This is a genomic window from Streptomyces sp. 2-1 (assembly GCF_048564895.1).
Lineage (GTDB): Bacteria > Actinomycetota > Actinomycetes > Streptomycetales > Streptomycetaceae > Streptomyces > Streptomyces phaeochromogenes.
In genome coordinates, this window is the sequence record NZ_CP183383.1 from 8,232,830 (window position 1) to 8,255,855 (window position 23,026).

Annotated in this window: 18 protein-coding genes and 2 pseudogenes; 12 read left to right on the plus strand and 8 right to left on the minus strand. The window is 68.5% G+C overall.

The window, feature by feature from the left end; translation table 11 throughout:
- The first annotated feature begins 100 nt into the window (after window positions 1–100).
- The gene (locus ACN20J_RS36200) at window positions 101–442 is read left to right on the plus strand and encodes a hypothetical protein (RefSeq protein ID WP_266760968.1); all 342 of its coding nucleotides are present in this window, start codon (window positions 101–103) and stop codon (window positions 440–442) included.
- A gap of 553 nt (window positions 443–995) precedes the next feature.
- Here ACN20J_RS36200 and trxB read toward each other — a convergent pair.
- The 3 genes from trxB to ACN20J_RS36215 are packed head-to-tail and all read right to left on the minus strand — an operon-like array spanning window position 996 to window position 3,104.
- A complete protein-coding gene (gene trxB, locus ACN20J_RS36205; RefSeq protein ID WP_266761282.1) occupies window positions 996–1,985 on the minus strand; it encodes a thioredoxin-disulfide reductase in 990 nt (329 codons plus the stop codon).
- 5 nt (window positions 1,986–1,990) lie between these two features.
- Window positions 1,991–2,410 (minus strand): arsenate reductase ArsC, encoded by a 420-nt coding sequence (locus ACN20J_RS36210; protein ID WP_266760970.1) that lies wholly within the window; start codon window positions 2,408–2,410, stop codon window positions 1,991–1,993.
- A gap of 58 nt (window positions 2,411–2,468) precedes the next feature.
- Window positions 2,469–3,104: a three-helix bundle dimerization domain-containing protein gene (locus tag ACN20J_RS36215; protein WP_266760972.1), complete on the minus strand. Its 636-nt coding sequence runs from the start codon at window positions 3,102–3,104 to the stop codon at window positions 2,469–2,471.
- A gap of 103 nt (window positions 3,105–3,207) precedes the next feature.
- Between ACN20J_RS36215 and ACN20J_RS36220 the strand changes: the two genes are divergently transcribed.
- The 4 genes and pseudogenes from ACN20J_RS36220 to ACN20J_RS36235 form a co-directional block, all read left to right on the plus strand.
- Entirely contained in the window at window positions 3,208–3,516 is a 309-nt protein-coding gene (locus ACN20J_RS36220) for an ArsR/SmtB family transcription factor (RefSeq protein WP_266760974.1), read from the plus strand.
- Window positions 3,513–4,625 (plus strand): ACR3 family arsenite efflux transporter, encoded by a 1,113-nt coding sequence (arsB, locus tag ACN20J_RS36225; protein ID WP_266760976.1) that lies wholly within the window; start codon window positions 3,513–3,515, stop codon window positions 4,623–4,625. The genes ACN20J_RS36220 and arsB overlap by 4 nt, the downstream gene beginning before the upstream one ends.
- Complete coding sequence (locus ACN20J_RS36230) at window positions 4,625–4,876, plus strand: DUF2180 family protein (RefSeq protein ID WP_266760978.1); 252 nt, start codon at window positions 4,625–4,627, stop codon at window positions 4,874–4,876. Before arsB ends, ACN20J_RS36230 begins: the two co-directional genes overlap by 1 nt.
- Window positions 4,877–4,897: 21 nt before the next feature.
- Window positions 4,898–5,101, plus strand: a pseudogene (locus ACN20J_RS36235) (NAD(P)-binding protein); the annotation flags it as partial.
- Window positions 5,102–5,103: 2 nt separating this feature from the next.
- Here the strand turns inward: ACN20J_RS36235 and phoU are convergent.
- Window positions 5,104–5,778 (minus strand): phosphate signaling complex protein PhoU, encoded by a 675-nt coding sequence (gene phoU / locus ACN20J_RS36240; RefSeq protein ID WP_266760980.1) that lies wholly within the window; start codon window positions 5,776–5,778, stop codon window positions 5,104–5,106.
- A gap of 765 nt (window positions 5,779–6,543) precedes the next feature.
- Here phoU and ACN20J_RS36245 point away from each other — a divergent pair.
- The gene (locus ACN20J_RS36245; RefSeq protein WP_266760982.1) at window positions 6,544–7,359 is read left to right on the plus strand and encodes a sulfite exporter TauE/SafE family protein; all 816 of its coding nucleotides are present in this window, start codon (window positions 6,544–6,546) and stop codon (window positions 7,357–7,359) included.
- Window positions 7,360–7,533: 174 nt separating this feature from the next.
- Window positions 7,534–7,760, plus strand: a pseudogene (locus tag ACN20J_RS36250) (hydrolase); the annotation flags it as partial.
- A gap of 57 nt (window positions 7,761–7,817) precedes the next feature.
- Here ACN20J_RS36250 and ACN20J_RS36255 read toward each other — a convergent pair.
- Window positions 7,818–8,189: an ArsR/SmtB family transcription factor gene (locus ACN20J_RS36255; RefSeq protein WP_266760984.1), complete on the minus strand. Its 372-nt coding sequence runs from the start codon at window positions 8,187–8,189 to the stop codon at window positions 7,818–7,820.
- A gap of 85 nt (window positions 8,190–8,274) precedes the next feature.
- On the opposite strand from ACN20J_RS36255, the gene ACN20J_RS36260 reads away from it, so the two are divergent.
- Window positions 8,275–9,042, plus strand: a complete 768-nt coding sequence (locus tag ACN20J_RS36260; protein WP_266760986.1) for an SDR family oxidoreductase — start codon at window positions 8,275–8,277, stop codon at window positions 9,040–9,042.
- 62 nt (window positions 9,043–9,104) lie between these two features.
- On the opposite strand, the gene ACN20J_RS36265 is transcribed toward ACN20J_RS36260, so the two are convergent.
- Window positions 9,105–10,568 carry an NAD(P)-binding domain-containing protein gene (locus ACN20J_RS36265; protein ID WP_266760988.1) on the minus strand — a complete coding sequence of 488 codons (1,464 nt, stop codon included), beginning with the start codon at window positions 10,566–10,568 and terminating at the stop codon, window positions 9,105–9,107.
- 45 nt (window positions 10,569–10,613) lie between these two features.
- Window positions 10,614–10,805 (minus strand): hypothetical protein, encoded by a 192-nt coding sequence (locus ACN20J_RS36270; protein ID WP_266760990.1) that lies wholly within the window; start codon window positions 10,803–10,805, stop codon window positions 10,614–10,616.
- Between the two features lie 519 nt (window positions 10,806–11,324).
- Here ACN20J_RS36270 and ACN20J_RS36275 point away from each other — a divergent pair.
- The 4 genes from ACN20J_RS36275 to aepY all read left to right on the plus strand — a co-directional run bounded on the left by ACN20J_RS36275 (window position 11,325) and on the right by aepY (window position 21,304).
- Complete coding sequence (locus ACN20J_RS36275) at window positions 11,325–18,380, plus strand: type I polyketide synthase (protein ID WP_266760992.1); 7,056 nt, start codon at window positions 11,325–11,327, stop codon at window positions 18,378–18,380.
- A 29-nt stretch (window positions 18,381–18,409) separates the two neighbouring features.
- A complete protein-coding gene (locus tag ACN20J_RS36280; RefSeq protein WP_266760994.1) occupies window positions 18,410–19,447 on the plus strand; it encodes a ketoacyl-ACP synthase III family protein in 1,038 nt (345 codons plus the stop codon).
- Window positions 19,448–19,526: 79 nt separating this feature from the next.
- On the plus strand, window positions 19,527–20,201 hold the full coding sequence (locus ACN20J_RS36285) for a DedA family protein (RefSeq protein WP_266760996.1): 675 nt from the start codon (window positions 19,527–19,529) through the stop codon (window positions 20,199–20,201).
- Window positions 20,198–21,304, plus strand: coding sequence for a phosphonopyruvate decarboxylase (gene aepY, locus ACN20J_RS36290; RefSeq protein ID WP_266760998.1), 1,107 nt, complete (start codon window positions 20,198–20,200; stop codon window positions 21,302–21,304). The genes ACN20J_RS36285 and aepY overlap by 4 nt, the downstream gene beginning before the upstream one ends.
- Before the next feature lie 237 nt (window positions 21,305–21,541).
- Here the strand turns inward: aepY and ACN20J_RS36295 are convergent, their stop codons facing one another.
- Window positions 21,542–22,603, minus strand: a complete 1,062-nt coding sequence (locus ACN20J_RS36295) for a hypothetical protein (RefSeq protein ID WP_266761000.1) — start codon at window positions 22,601–22,603, stop codon at window positions 21,542–21,544.
- Between the last annotated feature and the right edge of the window lie 423 nt (window positions 22,604–23,026).

Below are 23,026 nucleotides of genomic sequence, written 5' to 3' on the forward strand. Positions count from 1 at the left end.
TTCCCGCAGCACAGAGCCTCGGAGAACAGTGAGTCACGTGAGCACGCCACCAGGTCAGGCCTGGGCGTGTTCACGACGCTAGCCCCGTAGAACGTCCGCGGTGTTCGACATGATGGCCCGTCAACTGCCAGGCTGGCGGAACCGAGAAGAGAGCGCGCCCACGATGACGGACGAGAAGAAGGGCGTGGCGCTGGCCGTGCAGGCCGCGCTGGCGATGGGCGGCGAGGACTTGGCCACCGAGGTCCATTACCCGCCGGTGGACAACGGCCTGGACTACCTGGCCAGCGGGGTCGATCACCTACGTGGCGAGGAAGTCGGGCGCTGGGAGTGCCTTTTCGACCGGAAGAGCTGGATCGTCAGTTCGAAGAATTTCGACTGGAGTGTGTCAGACTTTGTGACAGGGCCCGAGGTTGACCGGCGGTCACTAAGGCTGTCTGGGTGAGCAGATCGCAGAAGCCGTCCCGGCAGGTGTCCGTGGACGAGTAGATCCGCTGTCGGGCACTCATCGGTCAGGCCACACCGAGGGCCAGTTGACCACCACGCCAAGCAGATGATCCGTACGAAAAGGAAACCTCCGACGTACCGGCGGGGACGAGACGAGCCCGCCGCCACCGCTGTGATCTGCGCTGTTGCAGATACCCCTATGGTGAAAATGGCACTGACCGGAGGCTGAACATACACGGGCTGAGCCCAGGTATACCAAGATCAAACCCTGCCAACTCCTGACGCATGACACGATGTGGCAGCACTTTCAGTGGCAGTTGGCTGCCGGTCGTGTTCCCAGCGGTGCAGAGCTGGACCGGGTGGCGGGCACGAACAACTACGGCTGCGCCGTACTGGCCCGTCGGTGGAGCGATGGCCGGATCCCGAGCAGAGTGGACCGAGCCGACCTGAACGGAAGCCGTGGCCGCCCATGAGCCCGGTCCGGATTCCTTGGCATGGCTGGGGAAATGGCACTGGTCCGGCAGTGTGACCTGGGATTGCGGGTGGCCTGGTCAGACCGGGACCGTTGTCTTGTCCGGCTTAGCGGATTTGGCGGTGTCGGTCAGCGCGGCGAGATACTTCTCGGCGTCCAGGGCGGCCGCGCAGCCGCTGGCGGCGGCGGTAATCGCCTGCCGGTAGGTGTGGTCCACGACGTCACCGGCGCCGAAGACGCCGGAGATGTTCGTGCGCGTAGACGGCGAGGAGACTTTGAGATAGCCCTCGGAGTCCAACTCCAGCTGTCCCTTAAACAGTTCGGTGCGCGGGTCGTGGCCGATCGCGATGAACAGGCCCGTCACGTCGAGGCCGCGGGTCTTGCCGGTGAACACGTCGCGGAGCATGACGCCGGCGAGCTTGCTGTCCTCTTCTTTGATCTCCGCGATCTCGCTGTCGAAGGCGAAGGAGATCTTGTCGTCGGCGAAGGCGCGGTTCTGCATGACCTGGGAGGCGCGCAGGGCCGAGCGGCGGTGGACGACGGTGACCGAGCGGGCGAAGCGGGTCAGGAAGGTGGCCTCCTCCATGGCGGTGTCGCCGCCGCCGACCACGACGATGTCGCGGTCGCGGAAGAAGAAGCCGTCGCACGTCGCGCACCAGGACACGCCCCGGCCAGACAGCTCGTCCTCCTTGGGCAGATTGAGCTTGCGGTAGCCGGACCCGGTCGCGACGATCACCGTCTTGGCCCGGTGCACGGTGCCAGTGGTGTCAGTGACGGTCTTGACGTCCCCCGACAGGTCGACCTCGACGATGTCGTCGTCGACCATCTCCGCGCCGAACCTCTCGGCCTGAGCGCGCATGTTGTCCATGAGGACCGGGCCGTCGATTCCCTCGGGGAAGCCGGGGAAGTTCTCGACCTCGGTGGTCGTGGTCAGAGCGCCGCCGACAAAGATGGCGCCGCCGAACACGAGCGGCTTGAGCTCGGCCCGGGCGGTGTAGAGGGCGGCGGTGTACCCGGCGGGGCCGGAGCCGATGACGATGACCTCGCGTATGCCGTCCGTCGCGGTCACTGTGTTCACGCCTCCTGCTTGGCGTCGATCTCGGCGATCAGGGCCTCGATGCGGGTCTTGATCTCGTCGCGGATGGGGCGTACCGACTCGACGCCCTTGCCTGCCGGGTCTTCGAGGGCCCAGTCGAGGTATTTCTTGCCGGGGAAGATTGGGCAGGCGTCGCCGCAGCCCATGGTGATGACGTAGTCCGACGCCTGCACGGCCTCGGTGGTGAGGATCTTTGGCTGCTGGTCGGAGATGTCGACGCCGACCTCCTTCATGGCCTCGACCGCGGCCGGATTGACCTGGTCGCCCGGAATCGAGCCCGCGGAACGGACCTCGATGCGGTCGGCGGCGAGGTGGTTGAGGAATCCGGCGGCCATCTGCGAACGCCCTGCATTGTGGACACAGACGAACAGCACCGAGGCGAGCGGAGTCGAGGACATCGGTTCTTCCTTCACGAAGCGGTTCAAGTGGAGCTCTGGTGGTGTCGGGGCCGGCAGGTCAGGCGTGCGGCAGGGAGTCGAGGAGTTCGGTGATGTGGGCGTCGATCTCGTCGCGGATACCGCGGACGACGGTGATCGGGGCGCCCTCGGGGTCCGTGATGGGCCAGTCGAAGTATCGACGGCCGGGCAGGATCGGGCAGGCGTCGCCGCAGCCCATGGTGATGACGACGTCAGCGGTCTGGACCACTTCCTCGGTGAGTGGCTTGGGGAACGCGTCGGTCAGGTCCAGGCCGGCCTCGGTCAGCACTTGGGCGACGGCCGGTTCGACCTCGGCGGCCGGGTGCGTGCCCGCGGAGGAGACGGTCACGCGACCTGCCGCGCGGTGGGCGAGGAGGGCGGCGGCCATCTGTGAGCGTCCGGCGTTGTGGGTGCACACGAACAGCACCCGCGTCAGGCCGACGCCGGGCGCACCCTCGACGTGGGCGAGCGCGTCGAGCCGGTCGGTGGCCAGGTGCTCGGCCAGGACGACGAGGTGGGTACGGACGCGTGCGTGCTCGGCGAGACGCTCGTAGGAGTCGGTGACGAGACGCTGGATGGTCTCCGGCGAGAAGTGGCCGCGGTAGCGCAGGGCGAGGCGGGCGATGCCGGACGCGAGGCGTTCGTCGGGCAGGACAGGCGGTGGGGAGGCAGTCACGGGAATCCCCTTCGGGGTGTGGGCCCCCACGGATGTGAGGATGCGGGTCCCAGGGATCAGTCCGGGCTGGTATCAGCTCGGAGTGATGTGAGAGTATCAGTCCATGCTGACGTCAGTCGACACTGATCTGATGCGGGTTCTCTCGGACCCGCTCCGCCTCCAGATCGTCACCCTGCTTGCCCGGGAGACGCTCTGCACCACGCACCTGATCGAGGAGACCGGTGCGAAGCAGACCAACCTCTCCAACCACTTGAGAGTCCTGCGCGAGGCCGGAGTCGTCGAGACCGAGCCGTGCGGCCGGTACACGTACTACAAGCTGCGCCCGGACGTCATCGCCCAGCTCGCAGGACAGTTCGCCGATCTGGCCGAGTCCGCTCGCACTGCCGCCGACAACAAGAGGGCCTGCCCGTGACCCCCACCGAAGCACCCGCGACCGCCGCCGAGGACCCCTCGGTCGTCGCGAAGCTGTCGACGCTCGACCGTTTCCTCGCTGTCTGGATCCTCGCCGCCATGGCTGTCGGCCTGGGTCTCGGCAGGCTCATCCCCGGCCTGAACGGCACCCTGGCCAAGGTCGAGATCGGGGGCATTTCCCTGCCCATCGCTATCGGCCTGCTGATCATGATGTACCCGGTGCTGGCCAAGGTCCGCTACGACAAGCTCGACGCCGTCACCGGCGACCGCAAACTCATGGCCTCGTCGCTGGTCATCAACTGGATCGTCGGCCCCGCGATCATGTTCGCGCTGGCCTGGATCTTCCTGCCGGACCTGCCCGAATACCGCACGGGCCTCATCATCGTCGGGCTGGCCCGCTGCATCGCCATGGTCATCATCTGGAACGACCTGGCCTGCGGCGACCGCGAAGCCGCCGCCGTACTCGTGGCGCTGAACTCGGTATTCCAGGTGCTGGCGTTCGGCCTGCTCGGCTGGTTCTACCTCGACCTGCTGCCCGGCTGGCTGGGCCTGGGTGACGGCGAGCACCTCGACATCTCTATGTGGAAGATCGCCCTGAACGTCGTCATCTTCCTCGGCGTCCCGCTGCTGGCCGGGTTCCTTACCCGCCGCATCGGCGAGAAGAGGCTCGGCCAGGAGAAGTACGAGTCCAACTTCCTCCCGAAGATCGGCCCCTGGGCCCTCTACGGCCTGCTCTTCACGATCGTCATCCTCTTCGCCCTGCAGGGTAAAACGATCACCTCGCAGCCCCTGGACGTCGCACGGATCGCGCTGCCGTTGCTCGTGTACTTCGCCCTCATGTGGTTCGGCACGTTCGCCCTCGGCAAGGTCATCGGTCTCGCGTACGACCGCACGGCGACGCTCGCTTTCACCGCGGCGGGCAACAACTTCGAGCTGGCCATCGCGGTCGCCATCGCCACCTTCGGCGTCACCTCCGGCCAGGCCCTGTCGGGTGTTGTGGGCCCGCTCATCGAGGTGCCGGTCCTGGTCGCGCTCGTCTACGTGTCTTTGGCCTGGCGGCGGAAGTTCGGTGCCGACCGGCAGCTGACGGCCGCGTCGCAGGAGAGCTGATGCACTGTCTGGACTGCTCCGGCATCGGGGCGCAGGTCGCCGCCGTCGGCATCTGCGCCCAGTGCGGAGCCGCCGTCTGCCCTATCCACTCCGAGCTCTCCGAACAGTTCCTGACCTGCACGAAGCCGATCTCCCGCCCGGTGGCCACCGAGCCACCGGTGCGACGGCTGCTGTGCGGCGCCTGCGCCACGGCCCACCGCGCCCACGCGGCGTGCTGCCCGCAGTCTGCCCACGTCATCCGCACCTCGTGATGGGCGACCGGCACAACGCAGGTGGTGATTGTCGGCGGCGGCCAGTCCGGACTCGCCGCCGGGTACCACCTGCGCCGCCTCGGCCTGGACTTCGTCATCCTCGATGCCAGGCGGAACCAGGCGGCGCATGGCAGCACATCTGAGACGCGCTGCCTGTTCTGCCCGGTGGCTTTCTCGTCTCTTCCGGGCAGGCTCATGCCCTTGCAGGCGGGCGTGGAGCATCCGGGTCAGGTGGTCATCGGCGGGTCGGTGAGCAGGTCGTCGACATGCTCACCGGTGGCGAGGTAGACCACGCGTTTGGCCACTGCCACGGCGTGGTCGGCGAACCGTTCGTAGTAGCGGCCGACGAGCGTGGCATCCACGGCCGTCTCGACGCCGTGATGCCACCGGTCATCCATGAGGTGCTGGAAGATCGTGCGGTGCAGTTCGTCCATGCGGTCATCGTCGCGCTCCAGCTGGAGTGCCGCATCGATGTCCTGGGTGATGAGCACCTCGGCGGCCTGTGCCATCAAGCGTTGCGCGAGCTGGCCCATCTCCAGGATGGTGCGGCGCAGATCGCGGGGAATCGCGTGGGCGGGATAGCGCAGCCGGGCCAGCTTGGCCACGTGTTCAGCGAGATCTCCCGACCGCTCCAGATCAGCGCTCATGCGCAATGAGGTGACCACGGTGCGCAGGTCCGTGGCGACCGGCTGCTGCCTCGCTAGCAGCGTGATCGCCCGGTTCTCCAGGTCGCGCTGCAGATCGTCGACCCTCTCATCACCTGAGATCACGTTCTCTGCAAGCTGTAGATCAGCATCGAGAAGAGCAGCGGTGGCTCGACCGATGGCCGAGCCGACGAGGTTCGCCATCTCCACCAGGCCGTCAGTGATCGATTCCAGCTCTTCGTGGTATTGGTCCCGCATCGCGTGCCTCCCCGCGTCATCGCTCGTGCGCCAGCCTCCGCCGACGGCCAGGTTTGCACATCTCACGCGCGGGCCAGCGGCCCACCCGCCGCCAACGCGTTTGAGCGCCAAGGTGGCTAACTTAAGTAGACCGTGGCCAAGGAGGACGCTCAGTCACATCGGCGTTGGCCGCCCGGCTCGTGACACGGCTCGCGAGATAGTCGAACACCTGTGTGACTGGCAGGCGAAGGAGCAAGGCACCGCCTGCACCCACCTCCCGGTCCGCCAGAGCAGTTTGCCGATGTCCTCACGTACCTGGGTGGCGATGATTTCCGGCAGCGGTGCGTAGCGAATCCTCCGGAATATCTTATGACCTTCCTCGCCCACGGTGTGGGTGAGGAACGACTTCACCACGCCCAGGATCTCGGCCGTAGTTGCTTCGGTCGGCCGGGTGACTCTCAGGCGAACCCCATCCAGCCTGCGGGGCCAATTCCCGTGAAGAGGTGGCCAGTTCACGGCTCGCTGTCCGCGAGCTGTCACTCAGACCATGAGCATGCCCTCGGCAGCACTGACGGTTGAGGAAGCGCCTGAGTCAACGACGCACCGCACCAAGCGAAGAGTCGCAGCCCTCGCCTTGGGTGCCGCGCTCGTCACCCTGCTGGGAGCACCCTCTGCGGGGGCGGGCGTGCCCGGTCTTCCGGTGGTGACCGCCACCAGCGAGAGCGCCGCGCCCTTGTGAGCCCGCGCTCTGGCGGACGGGTATCGCCACCAGGGAGGATGCCCGTCATGGCCACCGACCAGAACACCGTTCCCGCACGTTCTACCCATCCAATGCCCCTGGTCTTCGGTGCGGGAGCGGCCATCGGCGTCCTGGGCGGGATGATCGGCCTGGGCGGCGCGGAGTTCCGGCTGCCGCTGCTGATCAGCCTGTTCGGGTTCGCCGCGCTCTCCGCGGTCATCCTGAACAAGGCGATGAGCCTGGTCGTGGTGCTGGTCGCGCTGCCCGCCCGGCTCGCAGCGGTCCCCGCCACTGTGCTGGCCGCGCACTGGACGATCGCGGTCAACCTGCTGGCCGGGAGCCTGATCGGCGCCTGGGCCGGTGCGACGTGGGCGGTGCGGATGCGCAGCTCCACCCTCTACAAGGTGCTGGCCGCCCTGATGGTGCTCATGGCAGCGGCCCTGCTGGTCACCCACGTCACCACCGTCGGGACGCTGTCGATGCCGCTGTGGGCGCAAGTGCCTCTGGGTGTGGTCGCCGGGTTCGGCATCGGGGTGGTCGCCGCGATCATGGGCGTGGCCGGCGGCGAACTGCTGATCCCGACGATCGTGCTGGTGTTCGCCGTCGACATCAAGACGGCCGGGAGTCTGTCCCTGCTGGTGTCGCTGCCGACCATGCTGGTTGCCTTCGCCCGATACAGCCGGGACGGCAGCTTTGCGGTGCTGGGCGCCAACCGCCGCTTCACCCTGGTCATGGCAGCGGGCTCGATCGCCGGCGCGCTGCTGGGCGGTCTGCTGGTCGGCGTGTTCTCGGACCTGGTGCTCATTCCCGTGCTGGCCATGATCCTCTTGGTTTCCTCGGCCAAGCTCGCACGGCACGTCTGACGTCGCGCAGGCGGCGGCCAGCCCCTGCGGCCGCTGCGGCTACGGGCTGCCGCGTTGTCCGACACCTCCCAAAGCGGAGTCACTTCTGATCTACCAAACGAGACCCTCCGGCCGCCAGGTGGAGTCAGAACAGACCTACCGATGGAGCCGGTTGCCACCTACAAAGCCAAGTGCGAGGGCGGCTTGCGGATCGGGGCCGCCACGTCGACGCTCGACAGCGTCGAGGAGTGTGATAGCGCCGTGCTCAACGCCCCGTTGGGGGTGCGGTATCCGCGCGGCTGCTGGTCGTCCAGGACGGCAAGGAGGCCCCAGCGGTGCCGGACGGCGAGGGCGGCACGCGCACGGCGACCGGCTTCAAGTTCGTCGACCTCGGCGCCGTGGTGGACGCGGCCGACATATGAGTGCCCGCGGTACGTCAGGGCGTGGTTCAGCGCATTCAGTAGCTGTCGTGAGGCGGGTCAGGCCACCTTGGCGGAGGCGGGTGTAGGTGTCAGGAGATGGCCCATGGCGGCGAGCACGGACGGCTCGACGCGGTAGTAGACCCAGGTGCCGCGTCGCTCGGAGGCGAGCAGTCCGGCCTCCTTGAGCTTTTTCAGGTGGTGGGAGACGGTCGGCTGCGAGACGCCCACATCGGCGATGTCGCACACGCAGGCCTCGTTGTCCGGGTGGGAGGCCACCTTGGAGAACAGGCGCAGCCGGACCGGGTCACCCAGGGCCTTGAACATGGCGGCCGTGAGTTCGGCCTCTTCCACCGTCAGCTCCCGCTCAGTGAGGGCGGGGCAGCACGGCTGGGCCGGGAGCGCGGCCACCGTCTCCTGAAGCTTCGACATACGTCTATGTTGACACTCGTTTACCGAGATGCCAAGATCGACTGTTTAGATGACCGTCTAATCAAGGGTTGCGGGGGACCGGTTGATGGCAATACCCACTCAGTCGCGTACAGCGGTGATCACCGGGGCCAGCAGCGGCATCGGTGCGGCCACAGCGCGGGAGCTTGCCCGCCAGGGCTACACGGTGGTGCTCACGGCACGGAGGGCGGACCGTCTGGAGGCAGTCGCCAAGCAGGTTCATGCCGACGGCGGAACGGCCCGGGTGTATCCGCTGGATGTGACCGACCGTGAGGCCGTGACCGCCTTCGCCGGGCAGCTGGAGTCCTGCGACGTGCTGGTCAACATTGCAGGCGGCGCCTACGGGACGGAGGAGATCGCCCAGGCCGATCCGGCCGACTGGCAGCGCATGTACGAGGTCAACGTGGTCGGCGCGCTGCACATGACCCAGTCCTTGCTGCCGCTGCTGGTGGCGAGCGGCGACGGTGTGGTCGTCGTGCTGTCGTCCACCGCTTCCTTCACCTGCTACGAGGGCGGCGGCGGTTACAGTGCGGCCAAGCACGGGGCCCATGTGCTGGCGCAGACGCTGCGGCTGGAGGCGAGTGGGCAGCCTCTGCGGGTCATCGAGATCGCGCCGGGCATGGTGCAGACGGAGGAGTTCTCCCTCAACCGCTACCGCGGCAGCAGCGAGAAGGCTGACGCGGTCTATGCGGGCGTGCCCGACCCGCTGGTCGCCGAGGACGTCGCCGACGTGGTGAGCTGGGCGGTGATGCGTCCGCCGCACGTCAACATCGACTTGCTGGTGGTGCGCCCGCGGGCGCAGGCCGCCCAGCACAAGGTGCACCGCATCTCCTGACCAACGGGAGTGGGGCCGTCTCCTCCCTCGCTTGGGGGGTGGAGACGGCCCTTGGTGTGCTGTCAGCAGCCGGTGGCGCCGGGTGCGTCGAACTGATCGGCGGCGTAGGCGGCCAGTTGCAGTGCCGCGGTGTGGTCGATGCCGAGTTCGGTGGCCGCCGACAGGACCGCCTCCGCGGCGCTGGAGGAGGTGCCCAGGTGCTTGGCGGTGACCTGCAGCAGCTGCTCGTGCTGTTCCTTGCTCAGTCCCAGGCGCAGTGCGATGGCCTCGCCGCCGGCCGTCACCGAGCACACTCCCGTCTCCGGGAGCTGCAGTTCCACCGACTGGGCGGCCTCAAGGTCGCCTGCCAGGGCGGCGGCGATGGACCGCACCTGCTCGTAGCCGGTGAGCATGAGGAAGGTGGGTGCGCGGCCGTAGCTCTTCATGCCGACGATGTAGTAGCCCGGTTCGGGGTGGGCCAGTTCGCGGTAGCCGTGCGGGGTGACGGTGCCGCAGGAGTGCTGGTTGGGGTCGATCAGCGGAGCCAGCGCGCGGGGCGCGGACATGATCGGGTCCAGTTCCAGGCGCAGTTCGTCGCTGATGCTGTAGTCCGGGCGGAAGCCGGTGGCTGCCACGATCCGGTCGGCTGCGATGGTCTGCTCGCCGCCGTCGCGGGAGACCAGCTCGACCTGGTTGTCGCCCAGGCGGCGGATGCTGTGGGTGCGGAAGTTCGCCGCCAGGGTGACGCGGCCGGTGTCGACCAGCATCTTCAGGCCCGAGCCGAGGGCGCCGCGGGCGGGCAGTTCGTCGTCGCTGCCGCCCCCGAACGAGGCGGCCGGGTCGGCGCTGCGGATGGCCCAGGTGATGGTGGTGTCCGGCGCGCTGTCCGCCAGCTCGGCCAGAGCCAGCAGGGTGTTGGCGGCCGAGTGCCCGGCGCCGACGACGACGGTGTGGTGTCCGGCGTGCTGGTCGCGGTCCGCGCCGAACACGTCGGGAAGCCCGTGGGTGATCCAGGCGGCTGCGTCGTGCTCGCCGTGGGCGGGCAGGCCGTTGGCGCCCACGACGTTGGGCTGGCGCCAGGTGCCGGAAGCGTCGATGACGGTGCGGGCCAACAGTTCTTCACCGTCGTTTAGGCGGACGACGAAGGGGGCCTGCTCGCGGCCTGCGGTGCGCAGCCGGTCGATGCCCAGGCGGCTGAGGGCGGTGACGGTCGCGCCGTAGCGGATGTGCGGGGCCAGGGCGGGCAGTTCGGCCAGCGGCTGCAGGTACTGCTTGACCAGGTCCCCGCCAGTCGGCAGCTCTGATGCGTCCGGTTCCTGCCAGCCGGCCTCGGCGAGCAGGCGGCGGGCGGCGGGGTCGGTGTTGTACTCCCAGGGGCTGAACAGCTGGACGTGGGACCAGGCCCGCACTGCTGCTGCCGGTGTGTCGCCGGCCTCCAGTACGACGAAGGGGACGTTGCGTTCGGCCAGGTGTGCGGCGGCGGCCAGGCCGATCGGGCCCGCTCCGATCACGGCGACGGGGAGCTGGTCGAGGCTGTGGTCAACCACGGTGTCGTGTCCTTTCAGACGCTGGGGGTAAGGCGGTCGGCGGCATTAGGCGACGCCGGAGGGTGCGGGTGACGGTGTGTTGCCGTCCGCGCCGGGCTCGGTCTCCTGCGCGCGAAGTGCTGCGGCCTGTTCGGCCCGCACGCGCAGCTCGGCGATGGCGGCGCAGCAGCCACCGTTGCTGGGGGCGGTCTCTTGCCCGGGGTCGACCGGGCCCGACGCTGTGGTCTGTTCGCTCAACGAGATCGACTCCTGTCGAGGCTCTCCGCATGGCGTGTCCGGCGGTCCATGTGTCGCCGTCGCGGCAGGTTCGCCGCTGTCGCCTATATAGATAAATGACGAATCAAGACTCCAGGATCTTTCTTGATTCGATGGATGTCAACCTGAACCCAGAGATCTGCAGCGTGTGACGAGGGTCACTTTGACGCTCGTTGCGAAGTGCCCCTTCACAAGCCAATCTCGATACATGTCGAAACAACGGGGGCGTTCGGCAAGGGGCAACCGCTCTTCGCCGCAACGACGTTGGAAGACCGGCGGCTTCGCCGACAAGCTGCCACGGCTCATTGACCGCACGACGCACTCGCCATGCGCCGTGCCACCGTCCTTCTAGACGGAGCCGATCTTTCCCTTCACCCTCGAACACCATCCGCGTGCATGCCCGCCACCGAGCCGGCATTGCTGCCCGCTCGCCGCGTGCACGCATGGGTCCCCACGTGCTGCGTACCAGTGAACGGCTTCGCCATGCCCGGAAGGACACCTATGCCGCACGACCCCATACCTGCCGCAGCACTTGTCAGCGAACCGATCGCGATCATCGGCATGGCCGGACGGTTCGCCGACGCCACCAGCCCTCAAGAGCTGTGGAAGATGCTCATTGAGGGCCGCGACGCCATCACCGAGATCCCTTCCGAGCGTTACGACATCGACGCCGTCTACGACCCCGCCCCCCGCACGCCCGGCCGCACCGTCAGCCGCTGGGGTGGCCTGCTGCGTGACATCGATGCCTTTGACGCCGAGTTCTTCGGCATATCGCCACGGGAAGCGGACCGGATGGATCCCCAGCAGCGGCTGCTGCTGGAGACCACCTACGAGGCACTCGAGGACGCCGGTCAGTCCGCCGCCCGCCTCGCGGGCAGCGACGCCGGGGTATTCATCGGCCAACTCGGCGGTGACTACTGGCACTTGCAGTACGACCAGCGTGACCGGCTCGACCTGTACGCGATGACGGGTGCCGCTTCCCGCGCCATCATGTCCGGCCGGCTCTCCTACGCCTTCGACCTGCGCGGGCCCAGCTTCACCGTCGACACCGCCTGCTCCTCCGCCATGGTCGCCGTGCACAACGCCGTCCAGGCCCTGCGCCTGGGCGAGTGCCAACTGGCCATCGCCGGAGGCGTGAACATCGTCCTGCTGCCAGAAGAAGGCGTCGTCTACTCCGGTGCGGGCATGCTCGCCGGCGACGGCCGCTGCAAGTTCGGCGACGCGTCCGGCGACGGATTCGTCCGCAGTGACGGCATCGGTGCGGTCATCCTCAAGCCGCTGAAGTCGGCCCTCGCCGACGGCGACCGCATCCGCGCCGTCATCCGCGGCTCCGCGATCGGCAACGACGGCCAGAGCAGCGGCTACCTGGTCACCCCCGCCGTCGAGGGCCAGCGCGATGTCCTCAAGCGCGCCTACGCCAACGCCGGAATCGCCCCGTCGGCTGTCGACTACATCGAGGCCCACGGCACCGGTACCAGCGTCGGCGATCCCGTCGAACTGCAGGCCCTCGCCGACGTGATCGGCCCCCGCGCCAGCGACGACCGCTGCCTGGTGGGCTCCATCAAGACCAACATCGGTCACGCCGAGGCCGCCGCCGGCATCGCTGGGCTCATCAAGGCCGTGCTGGTCCTGGAACACGGCACCGTGCCGCCCAACCTGCACCTGAAGAACCCCAACCCGGCTGTGGCCTGGGACGAACTGCCCCTGGAGATCCCCACCCGGCCCACCGCGTTGCCCGACCGCGGCCGACCGTCAGTGGCCGCGGTGAGCAGCTTCGGCTTCTCAGGAACCAACGCCCACCTGGTCCTCGAAGCAGCCCCCGCTCTCCAGGCCGAAACCCCGCAGGATCTAGCGCCGGCCCGCACCGAGCTGCTGACCCTGTCCGCGCAAAGCCCTGAAGCGCTCGCCGATGCTGCCCGCCGCATGGCGGACCACCTGACCGGAGCCGGGGCCGAGCACAGCCTGCGCGACATCGGCTACTCCGCGGCCCTGCGCCGCACGCTGCACGATGCCCGCCTGGCCGTCCCCGTCGACAGCCACACCGAAGCCGCCGACGCCCTGCGTGCCTTCGCCGACGGGCAGGACGAACCAGGCCTGTCCTTCAGCGACTACACCGACCCCACCACACCGCCCAGGATCGCCTTCGTCTTCCCCGGACAGGGTTCGCAGTGGGTCGGCATGGGCCGCCAACTCCTCGACACCGAACCCGTGTTCCGTGACGCCATGCAGGAGTGCGACGCCGCCATCCACACCGAGACCGGATGGTCGGTCATCGACCTCCTGCGCTCCGGCGATGAGGACCGCTTCAAGGAACTGGACGTCATCCAGCCCACCCTGTGGGCCATGGAGATCGCTCTCGCCCAACTGTGGCGCTCCTGGGGCGTGGAACCCGACGTCGTGATCGGTCACAGCATGGGCGAGTCCGCCGCGGCCTACATCGCCGGATCCCTGAGCCTGGCCGATGCCGCCGCCGTCATCTGCCGCCGCAGCCGTCTTGCCAAGCGGCTCTCGGGACGGGGCACCATGGCATGGGTCGGACTGCCCGCCGAGGAAGCCGCCCAAGCGCTGGCCGGGTACGAGAACGACGTCGCGGTGGCCGCGATCAACAGCCCCACCTCCACCCTGCTGTCAGGTGACGGAGAGGCACTCACCAAGGTGCTGGCCGACCTCGACGCCCGTGAGGTCGCCAACCGGCGGGTCAACGTGGACTTCGCCTCCCACTGCCCGCAGATGGACGCCCTGCGCGAGGACCTCCTTTCCGAGCTGGCGCACCTGGCCCCCGTGCCGGGCACCATCCCGCTGCACTCCACGCTGCTCAACGAGGTCATCGACGGCTCGGCCATGAACGCCGACTACTGGGTGCGCAACATCCGGCAGCCCGTCGACTTCGTCGGCGCCGTCCGCGGCCAACTCGCCCTCGGTGACACCGTGTTCATCGAAGTCAGCCCGCACCCCCTGCTGGTCAACGGCATCCGGGAGACCGGACGCGCAGACGGCCAGGAGGTGACGGCCGTCGGCAGCCTGCGCCGCCAGGACGACGAACGCGGCTGCCTGCTCACCTTCGCCGCCTCCTTGCACACCGCGGGCGTGCCTCTCGACTTCGATGTCCTGGCCGGGCCCGGCTCCTTCGTGCCCCTGCCCACCTACCCGTGGCAGCGCACCCGGCACTGGATCAGCCCCGCTCCCCAGACGGCCGCCACCCCCGCGCCCGCGCCAGCGAGCACGCCGGCTCCGCGCGCCTCGGCCCCGGTCTCACCGCACCCGCTGCTCGGCGCGGAGATCGCGGGCGAGGGCGCCACACGGATCTGGCAAGGTCCCCTGGATCTCCAGCGCAACGACTACCTGCGCGACCACCGCATCCAGGACACGATCATCCTGCCCGGCACCGCCCACCTCGAACTCGTCGCCGCGGCGTCCCACGTGGTGATCGGCGACGGCGCCCTGTCGCTCTCCGACGTGCACTACCACCGCGCGCTGTTCCTGGAGGATTCCGCACCGCCGCCCCAGGTACGCGTCATCGCCACGCCCGCCGACGACGGCAGTCTGCACTGTTACATCTACAGCCAGGACGCCGACACCGACAGCGTGGACTGGACGCTGCACACCGAAGCCACCGCCCGCCCGCTCACCACGGAGGCCGCCGCCGGGACGGAGTCCCTGGAGGCCATCCGCGGCCGGTGCGCGGAGCATCAGGACGCCGCGGGCTTCTACCCCTGGAACGCCGAGCGCGGCAACCAATGGAACGGCGCCTTCCAGGGCGTGGCCGAACTGTGGCGCACCGACGGCGAAGTCCTCGCCCACCTGGCCTGTCCCACCGAGCTGCTGGACGGCCTGGAGCAGCACCACTTCCACCCGGCCCTGCTGGATGCCAGCGGCCACTCCATGGCCGCCGCCCGGGCGCTGACCGCCCCTGGCGAGGAAGGCGTCTTCGTCCTCGGCGGCATCGACGAAGTCCGCTTCTTCGACCGGCCGGCCACCTCCATGTACAGCCACGCCCGCCTGCTGCCCGCCACCCGCGCCGACTCCTTCAGCGCCGACATCGACATCCGCGGCGATGACGGCCGACTCCTGGCACAGATGCGCGGCCTGCGCCTGCAGTACCTGGCCGGCCACGCACCCGCACCGCTGACACCGCACCGCGAGGACACACCCGTGACCGCCAACGCCGCTGCCCCGCCTGTACCCGCCGCCGGCGGCGGACAGGAATCCTGGCTGCACACCCTCACCTGGGAAACCGCCCCGCACAATGCTCCGGCCACCGGCGGACAGCCGGACGGCTTCTGGCTCGTGCTGACCGACAGCGGGCCCACCGGCCGTGCCCTCATCCGTGAACTGACCTGGCGCGGCGAGCGCGTGATCGCCATCACCGCCGCGGCAGGCCGCATGGCCGGCGCCGGGGAACGCTATCGCCTCGACCCGGCGAACCCCAGCCACTACGTCGACACCATGGCCGACATCGCCCGCGAAGGCACCTGCCGCGGTGTCATCCACCTGTGGGCGCTGGACGCGCAGGTCGGACTCGACGCCACCGCCACCGAGATCGGCCGCACCCAACTCCTCACCGGGCACAGCGTCCTGCATCTGATGCGGGCACTGGACAAGCATTCCCTCGGCCACCCGCCACTCTGGCTGATCACCCAGCTCGCGCAGGCCACCAGCCCCACGGACACGGTCCGCAACCCCTTCCAGGCGCCGTTGTGGGGCCTGGGACGCACCATCGCCGCCGAGACCCCTTCCCTCAGCCCTCGCCTGGTCGACCTCGACCGGTCCGCAGACAGCATCCCGGCTCTGGCCGACCTGCTGCGGACACCTGATGCGGAGAACGAGACGGCCCTGCGCGACGGCCGGCGTCTGGCCGCCCGTCTGCGGCCTGCCCCCGCGGCTGCCGGCGGGCCGCAGAACCTGTCGCTGCCAACCCCCGGCGTCCTGGACGACCTCCAGCTCCAGCCCGCCCCGCACCGCCCCCTCGGGCCCGACGACGTCCGCATCCAAGTCGGCCACGCCGGGGTCAACTACCGCGACGTACTGCTCAGCCTGGGCATGTATCCCGGACAGGACGACCAGCCGCCGACCCTCGGCTGGGAGTGCGCGGGCACCGTTACCGAAACCGGCAGCCGCGTCACCGACGTTGCCGTCGGCGATGAGGTCATCGCCTTCGCCGAAGGCGCCCTGGCCAGCGAAGTCATCACGCGTGCCTGCCTGACCGCTCCCAAGCCGTCCCGTCTCACCTCGGCCCAGGCCGCGACGCTGCCCGCCTCCTACCTGACCGCCTACCACGCTCTGCACGACCTCGCCCGTATCGACCGCGGCGACAAGATCCTCATCCACTCCGCCACCGGCGGCACCGGGCTGGCCGCCTTGAACGTCGCCCGCTGGAAGGGCGCCCGCATCTACGCCACCGCCGGGAGCGACGCCAAACGCCAGCTGCTGGCCAAGCTCGGCGTGGACCGCGTCGCCGACTCCCGCAGCCTGGACTTCGCCGACACCTTCCGCCCCGCTCCCGGCGAGAACGGGTTCGACGTCATCCTCAACACCCTGGCAGGAGAGGCCATCGCGGCCAACCTCTCCCTGATGGCGCCCTACGGGCACTACCTCGAACTGAGCAAGCGGGACATCCTCGACGACAACCCGCTGCCGCTGGGCGCCTTCGCCCGCAACCTGTCGTTCCACGCTGTCGACGTCGTCCACATGATCCAGCACGCGCCCGAGCGGGCCGGACGTATTCTGCGCGCTGCGGCTGCCCTGGTCGAGCGGGGTGATCTGCAGCCGCTGCCGCACACGGAGTTCGCGGCCGACCAGGCCGCCGACGCGTTCCGGCTCATGGCCCAGTCCCGCCACACCGGCAAGATCGTCCTGTCGTTCAGCCAGGTCACCGCACCCAGCGCACCGTCGTCAGCACGCACGCCGGCTGTCACCATCCACGGCGAGGGCACCTACCTGGTGACCGGGGGAGCCGGCGGCATCGGAGGTCGACTGGCCCTGTGGCTCGCCGACCAGGGCGCCCGCCACCTCCTGCTCACCGGCCGCAGCCCGCTGCCCGCCCCCGGAACCCGGCTGCCCGACGACCACCCTCATGCGGCGGCTCTTGCTGTCCTGGACGAACTCGCCGGGCGCGGCGTCAGCGTGCAGTACGAGGCCGCCGACGTCGCCGACCACCACGCCATGCAGGGGCTGCTGACCGGCCGCCACCGCCAGGGTCTGCCGCCCATCCGCGGTGTCTTCCACGCGGCAGGCGTCATCGACTACGCCCCGCTGAGCGACATGACCCCCGCCGACCTCGACACGGTCCTGGCCGCCAAGGTCTCCGGAGCGTGGAACCTGCACCGCCTCCTGCACGACCAGGAGGTGGACGCGTTCGTGCTGTTCTCCTCCGGATCAGCCCTGCTCGGCTCGCCCATGCTCGGCGGCTACGCGGCCGGCAACGCCTTCCTCGATGCCCTGGCCCACCACCGCAACGCGCACGGCCGACCGGCGACCGTCATCAACTGGGGCTTCTGGGACAGCGTGGGCATGGTGGCCCGCAAGGAACAGCAGGAAGAACGCACCCTGCTGCCCCAGGGCATGTCTTCCTTCAGCCCTGACGACGGGTTCTCCGTGCTCGGAAGCATCCTCGGCGAGGGGCGCCTGCACACCGCCGTCCTGCGTGCCGACTGGCCCGCCTGGGCGCAGGCCTACCCGACAGCGGCCACCGCGCCCCTGCTGCGGTACCTCACCGCGACCGACCGCCCGGCCCCGTCCGGCACGGACAGCCCCACCCCGGCGGCGCCTGCACCCGTCGCAGCACAAGCACCCATCCCGAGCGAGCAGCCGACCGCACCCAAAACCCCGGCCGCGGAGCCGAAGAGCGGCAGCATTCGCATCCCCGCACCCCGCGCGGCCAACGGCTCCCCGACACCTGAGGCCGACGTGTCGAGCACGGACGTGCTGGCCTTCGTGAAGGAGGCGGTGGCCGTGGTGATGGGGCTGCGTGCGGAGCGGGTGAACGTGAGCCGGCCGTTGAACAAGCTCGGTATGGACTCGCTGATGGCGGTGGAACTGCGTAACCGCATCGAGCGGGAGTACCAGGTGAAGCTGCCGATGGTGCAGCTGCTGAAGGACGGCACGATCACCACGGTCGTCCAGGCGCTGACCGCGGAACTCAACTCCGCCGACACGACGGCACCCCAGCCCGACACCACACCCGCCCCCGCCACACCTGCACCGGCGCCCGTCCCTCCGGCTGCGGCTCAGCCTCAGAAAGCAGCCGAGCCCGAGCAGCCGAAGCCGCAGCCGGTCGCCGATGCGGCGCCGTCACGCGGAGCCGACGACACCACAGTGCTGGCCTTCGTGAAGGAGGCGGTGGCTGTCGTGATGGGGCTGCGTGCGGAGCGGGTGAACGTGAGCCGGCCGTTGAACAAGCTCGGTATGGACTCGCTGATGGCGGTGGAACTGCGTAACCGCATCGAGCGGGAGTACCAGGTGAAGCTGCCGATGGTGCAGCTGCTGAAGGACGGCACGATCACCACGGTCGTCCAGGCACTGACCGCCGAACTCAACTCCGCCAACGCCTCGGCCTGACCGAGCGACAGACGAGGATCGAGCCACCTGTGAAGACCACCGACATCCGCATCGCCGGCCTCGGCGCCTACATCCCCGACATCGTCGACGCCCAAAAGGCCGTCGCGCTCGGCCTCTACGACGCCGACGACTACGAGTGGTACGGCTGGACCGGCGCCGCCGTCGCCGACGACATGCCCGCACCCGACATGGCCATCGCCGCCGCCCGCCAGGCCATGGAACGCTCCCAGGCACACCCGCACGACATCGACCTGCACATCCACGCCTGCGGCCACGAACAGGGCCCCGAGGGCTGGTCACCGCAGCACTACATCCTGCGCCACATCACCGACCGCGACGTGCCCTCCTTCCGCGTCTGGCAGGCCTGCAGCGGCCTGATCGGCTCGCTGGAACTGGCCGCCTGCTACCTCCAGGCCGTCCCCGAGCGCACCACCGCCCTGCTCACCGGCGCCGACAACGTCGGCACCCCGAACTTCAACCGGTGGGCCTTCGGCATCCAGAACGGCGTGCTGGGCGACGCCGGCAGCGCAGTCCTGCTGTCCAAGACCGACGGCTTCGCCAGCCTGCTGTCCATCAACACCGGCTCCACCGCCGAGGTCGAGGAGCAGTACCGGGGCGCCGAGCCGCTCTTCCCGCCGTCGCTGACGGTCGGCCGCAGCATGGACTTCAAGGAACGCCTCGCCGCCACCGGCGGACTGGAGGAGACCGTCGCCGAAGTCGTACGCCGCCAGGGCGAACTACGCACCGAGATAGCCCTGCGCACCCTGGCCGAAGCCGGCCTCGAACCGGCGGACGTCACCCGCGTCGCCCACGTGTTCACCGGCCAGGAGAGCTACCTCAAGGTCATCCTCGACCCGATGGGCCTCTCACCCGAGCAGGGGTTGCTCGACTTCGGCCGCAACCTCGGCCATCTGACGGTCAACGACCAGATCGTCGGCCTCGACCACCTCGTCGCCACCAGCCAGGTCGGGCCGGGCGACCACGTACTCATCGTCGCCCACGGCGGCGGAGTCTCCATCACCTGCGCCGTCGTGCGCATCGACCACCGACCCCACTGGGCTCAGTAGCCCGCGCTCCGGGAGCCGGCCCTTTGGGCTGGCTCCCGGCCCCGTACTCTCACCGCCTCACCATCCAGGGACACCGGCCATGCTGAACCTCGCCTCATCACCCTTACTCGACGCCGAACAACTCATCTCCACCTTCGGCCTGCTGGGCATCATGGCCACCGTCTTCGCGGAGTCGGGCCTGATCGTCTGCTTCTTCCTGCCTGGCGACTCGCTGCTGTTCACCGCGGGCCTGCTGGTGGCCAACGACCAGATCCTGCACCAGCCGCTGTGGGTGGTCATGCTCGCCATCGCCGTCGCTGCCGTCCTGGGCGACCAGTTCGGCTACGCCTTCGGCCGCAAGATAGGCCCCGCACTGTTCAAGCGTCCCAACTCCCGCTTCTTCAAGCAGGAAAACGCCGAACGCGCCCAGGGCTTCATGCTCCAGCACGGCCCCAAGGCCCTGGTGATGGCCCGCTTCATCCCGGTCTTCCGCACCTTCATCCCCATCACCGCCGGTGTGGGCCGCATGACCTACCGCACGTTCTTCCTCTTCAACGTCATCGGTGCGGTCCTGTGGTCCGTCAGCCTCACCCTGGTCGGCTACTACCTCGGCCAGATCGCCTTCGTCCGCGACAACATCGAAGGCATGGTCATCGGCATCGTCCTGATCTCCGGCATCCCGATCATCATCGAGGGCATCAAGATGCGGCGCCGCAGCCGCCAGACACCGCCCGCCACGACACCCGCCACGGAAACGGAGCTGCCCCGTCCATGATCTCCGCCCAAGACTTCTGCGACATCCTCGCCAGCCGAGGATTCACCACCGCCAGCGGCGTGCCCTGCTCCCACTTCGGCGGGCCCATCGCCCACCTCAGCACCCAGCCGGGCCGCTATGTACCCGCCCCCAACGAGGGCAACGCACTGGCGGTCGCCGCCGGAGCCGCCCTGGGCGGGCAGCGCGCCTACGTCATGCTGCAAAACTCCGGGCTGGGCAACCTCATCAACCCGCTCACCTCGCTGGTGATGACCTATCAGCTGCCCATCCTCACCTTCGCCAGCCTCCGCGGCTGGCCCGACCCGGCCAGCGACGAACCTCAGCACGCCGTCATGGGCCCGTCCACCCACCGCCTCCTCGACAGCGTCGGCACCCCGCACTACACGCTGCACGCTCAGGACGGCATCGAGCGGTTCACCGAGATACTCGACGCTGCTGACAAGGACCTGGCCGACCGGCGGGCCCCCTTCGTCCTGGTGGAGCGCGGAGCCATCGGCAAGGCGGCCGCCCAGGAGGCAGTTACGCCCACGGGCCTGGCCAGCAGCACCGCCATCCGCGTGGTGACCGACACCTGCCCCGAAGCGTCCGTCATCGCGACCACCGGCTACACCGGCCGTGACGTCTTCGCGGTTGCCGACCGGCCCGGCAACTTCTATATGCAGGGCTCGATGGGGCACGCCTCCTCGCTCGGTCTGGGCGTGGCGTTGGCCCATCCGGAGCGGACGGTTGTCGTCCTGGACGGTGACGGCGCCGCGCTGATGCACCTCGGCGCCCTGTCGATGATCGGACACGAGGCACCCGCCAACCTGATCCACGTGGTCCTCGACAACCAGATCCACGAGTCCACCGGCGGGCAGTCGACGACCTCCAGCAGCACCTCGTTCCCGGCTGCGGCGCTGGCGGCCGGTTACCGCACCGCCGAGGGCTGCGACAGTGAAGACGGCCTGCGCAACGCGGTCTTGAAAGCCAAGACCGCCTCCGGGCCGCACATGATCAGCGTGCGGACTCTGCCGCGTACCGGCGCGATCCCGCCACGCGCCACCAACGCCCTTACCCCGGAAGGTATCCGCGACCGTTTCCAGCAGGACCTGCAGGGCAGCTGAGGATTGCGCTGTGGTTGTGTGGAATCCCCTGTTGCGGATTCCACACAACCACAGCGCTCACCCGGCACCATATTCTGCCGAAGAGGCCTGAGTGGAGGACGCAGTGCCGTGTCGGTTGCTTCCTCTATCAGGAGCAGAAGCGTGGCGACGCTTGAGGAATGCGTCTACAACGAAGGCCGGGGAAATCTCTTCTCCGGATTACCTGGGCGGCGCAACCCCCTTGGCCGCACGGCCCACTCAGGCGGGGCACAAGGGCAAGTTCACACGGACGAATGTCCAGGCGCTTTGGCTGCCCTGCTCGTCTGTCGCACGGAGTGCGTAGACATGGAAGCGCTGTACCGCGGCGCGGACGTTGATGCTGGTGGCGGACCCTTCGTTCGGATTGAGTGACTTCTGGGTCCACCTGCCATCCATTTCCTGGTCGTACAACTCGTAGTGCGAAATGCGGTTGGCGGAAATGGGCCTCCAGCTCAAGGTGAGCTCGCCTGGAATGGTGCCACAGCTCCAAACCGGGTCCGTCAGGAAGGGCGGCAAATGCGCCAACTGATCATTTGTAACCAGCAAGTTATGCAACCGGCCTGCTAGATCGTCTGCCTGGTCACTCGTCAGCTGTGGGCAGCTCTTGAGTGTCAACGACATCACGGTGTTCGAAGCGTCGAGAGCACGAAGGTCTGCCCGGCCGAGGTAGCTCCGAACATCGGTTTTCGGTCCTCCGTAACGCTCGGACTCCTTGCACAGTGCGTTGCTCAGGTCGAGAACGTTCGCGGTGGTCACGTTGCTAGCCCCGGAGCTGTTGAAGAGGCGTGCTGCGTCGACTGCGGCCTCCAGGTCCGTCTTAGCGGCTGGCTGTGGGAAGTACGCGTCATAGCTTTCGCGGCTGGTAGCACCGGGCTGCCGCTCAAGGTCGGGCCCCAAATAGGACAATGACTGAGCAGCAGGGATCATGGTCTGAGGCGGGCAGAACTCCTTCGTGAACTTCAGTACGAGCCCGGAACCGGTTCCGTATTTGCCGCCCATGTCCCGGGCCTGGACAGGGGAGAAACCCCTGCGCTTGGCGATCGCGATCGCCAAGCCCTTCACTGCAACTTTCAGGACCAGCTTTTCGGCCTGTTCGCCATACCACTTGGTGCGTTCGAAGTGGTCGCACAAAGGGTCCAAGAGACCCGCCGCGGCGGGTCTTGTCTGCGCCGCTGCGGCCGCTCCCGCGGATGACAGCGGGGCCGCCAAGACCACGGCCAATGAAACGGCGAGAGCGCGACGGCTCAGTCCCGAGAACGGATTCCAGGTGGAGAAAGACATTACCTCACTACCCCTCAGGGATAGCCCGCCGAGTCCACTTTACCTCCACAGTGATAGGAGGGCGCGGCGAGTTCGCGGACGGCGGTCAGACCGGACCGTTGGTGGCAACGCTGATCGCAGCTATGCAACCGAATCGGCACGTTCTCGCAGGGGATGGCTATCGCCTACGCGCGAGCGGCGATGTTCACACCCGTGTGGAATCTCGTATTCGCTCAGCAGCTTCCGGGGTATTTCTTGCGGGTCCAACCTCGGTTCAACAACCATGCGCGAGTTCACCGCCAGTGCGCTGCACCGGGGCTCTGCGCCCTGCGCAAGGTGAACATTCTTGTAGGCGACTGTGTTCTCGGTCGGGGATCCGTACCTCTGAAACAGTCCTGCCTCCGCCCGACGGGCGGAGGCAGGACTGAGCGTGCGCACGAGGCG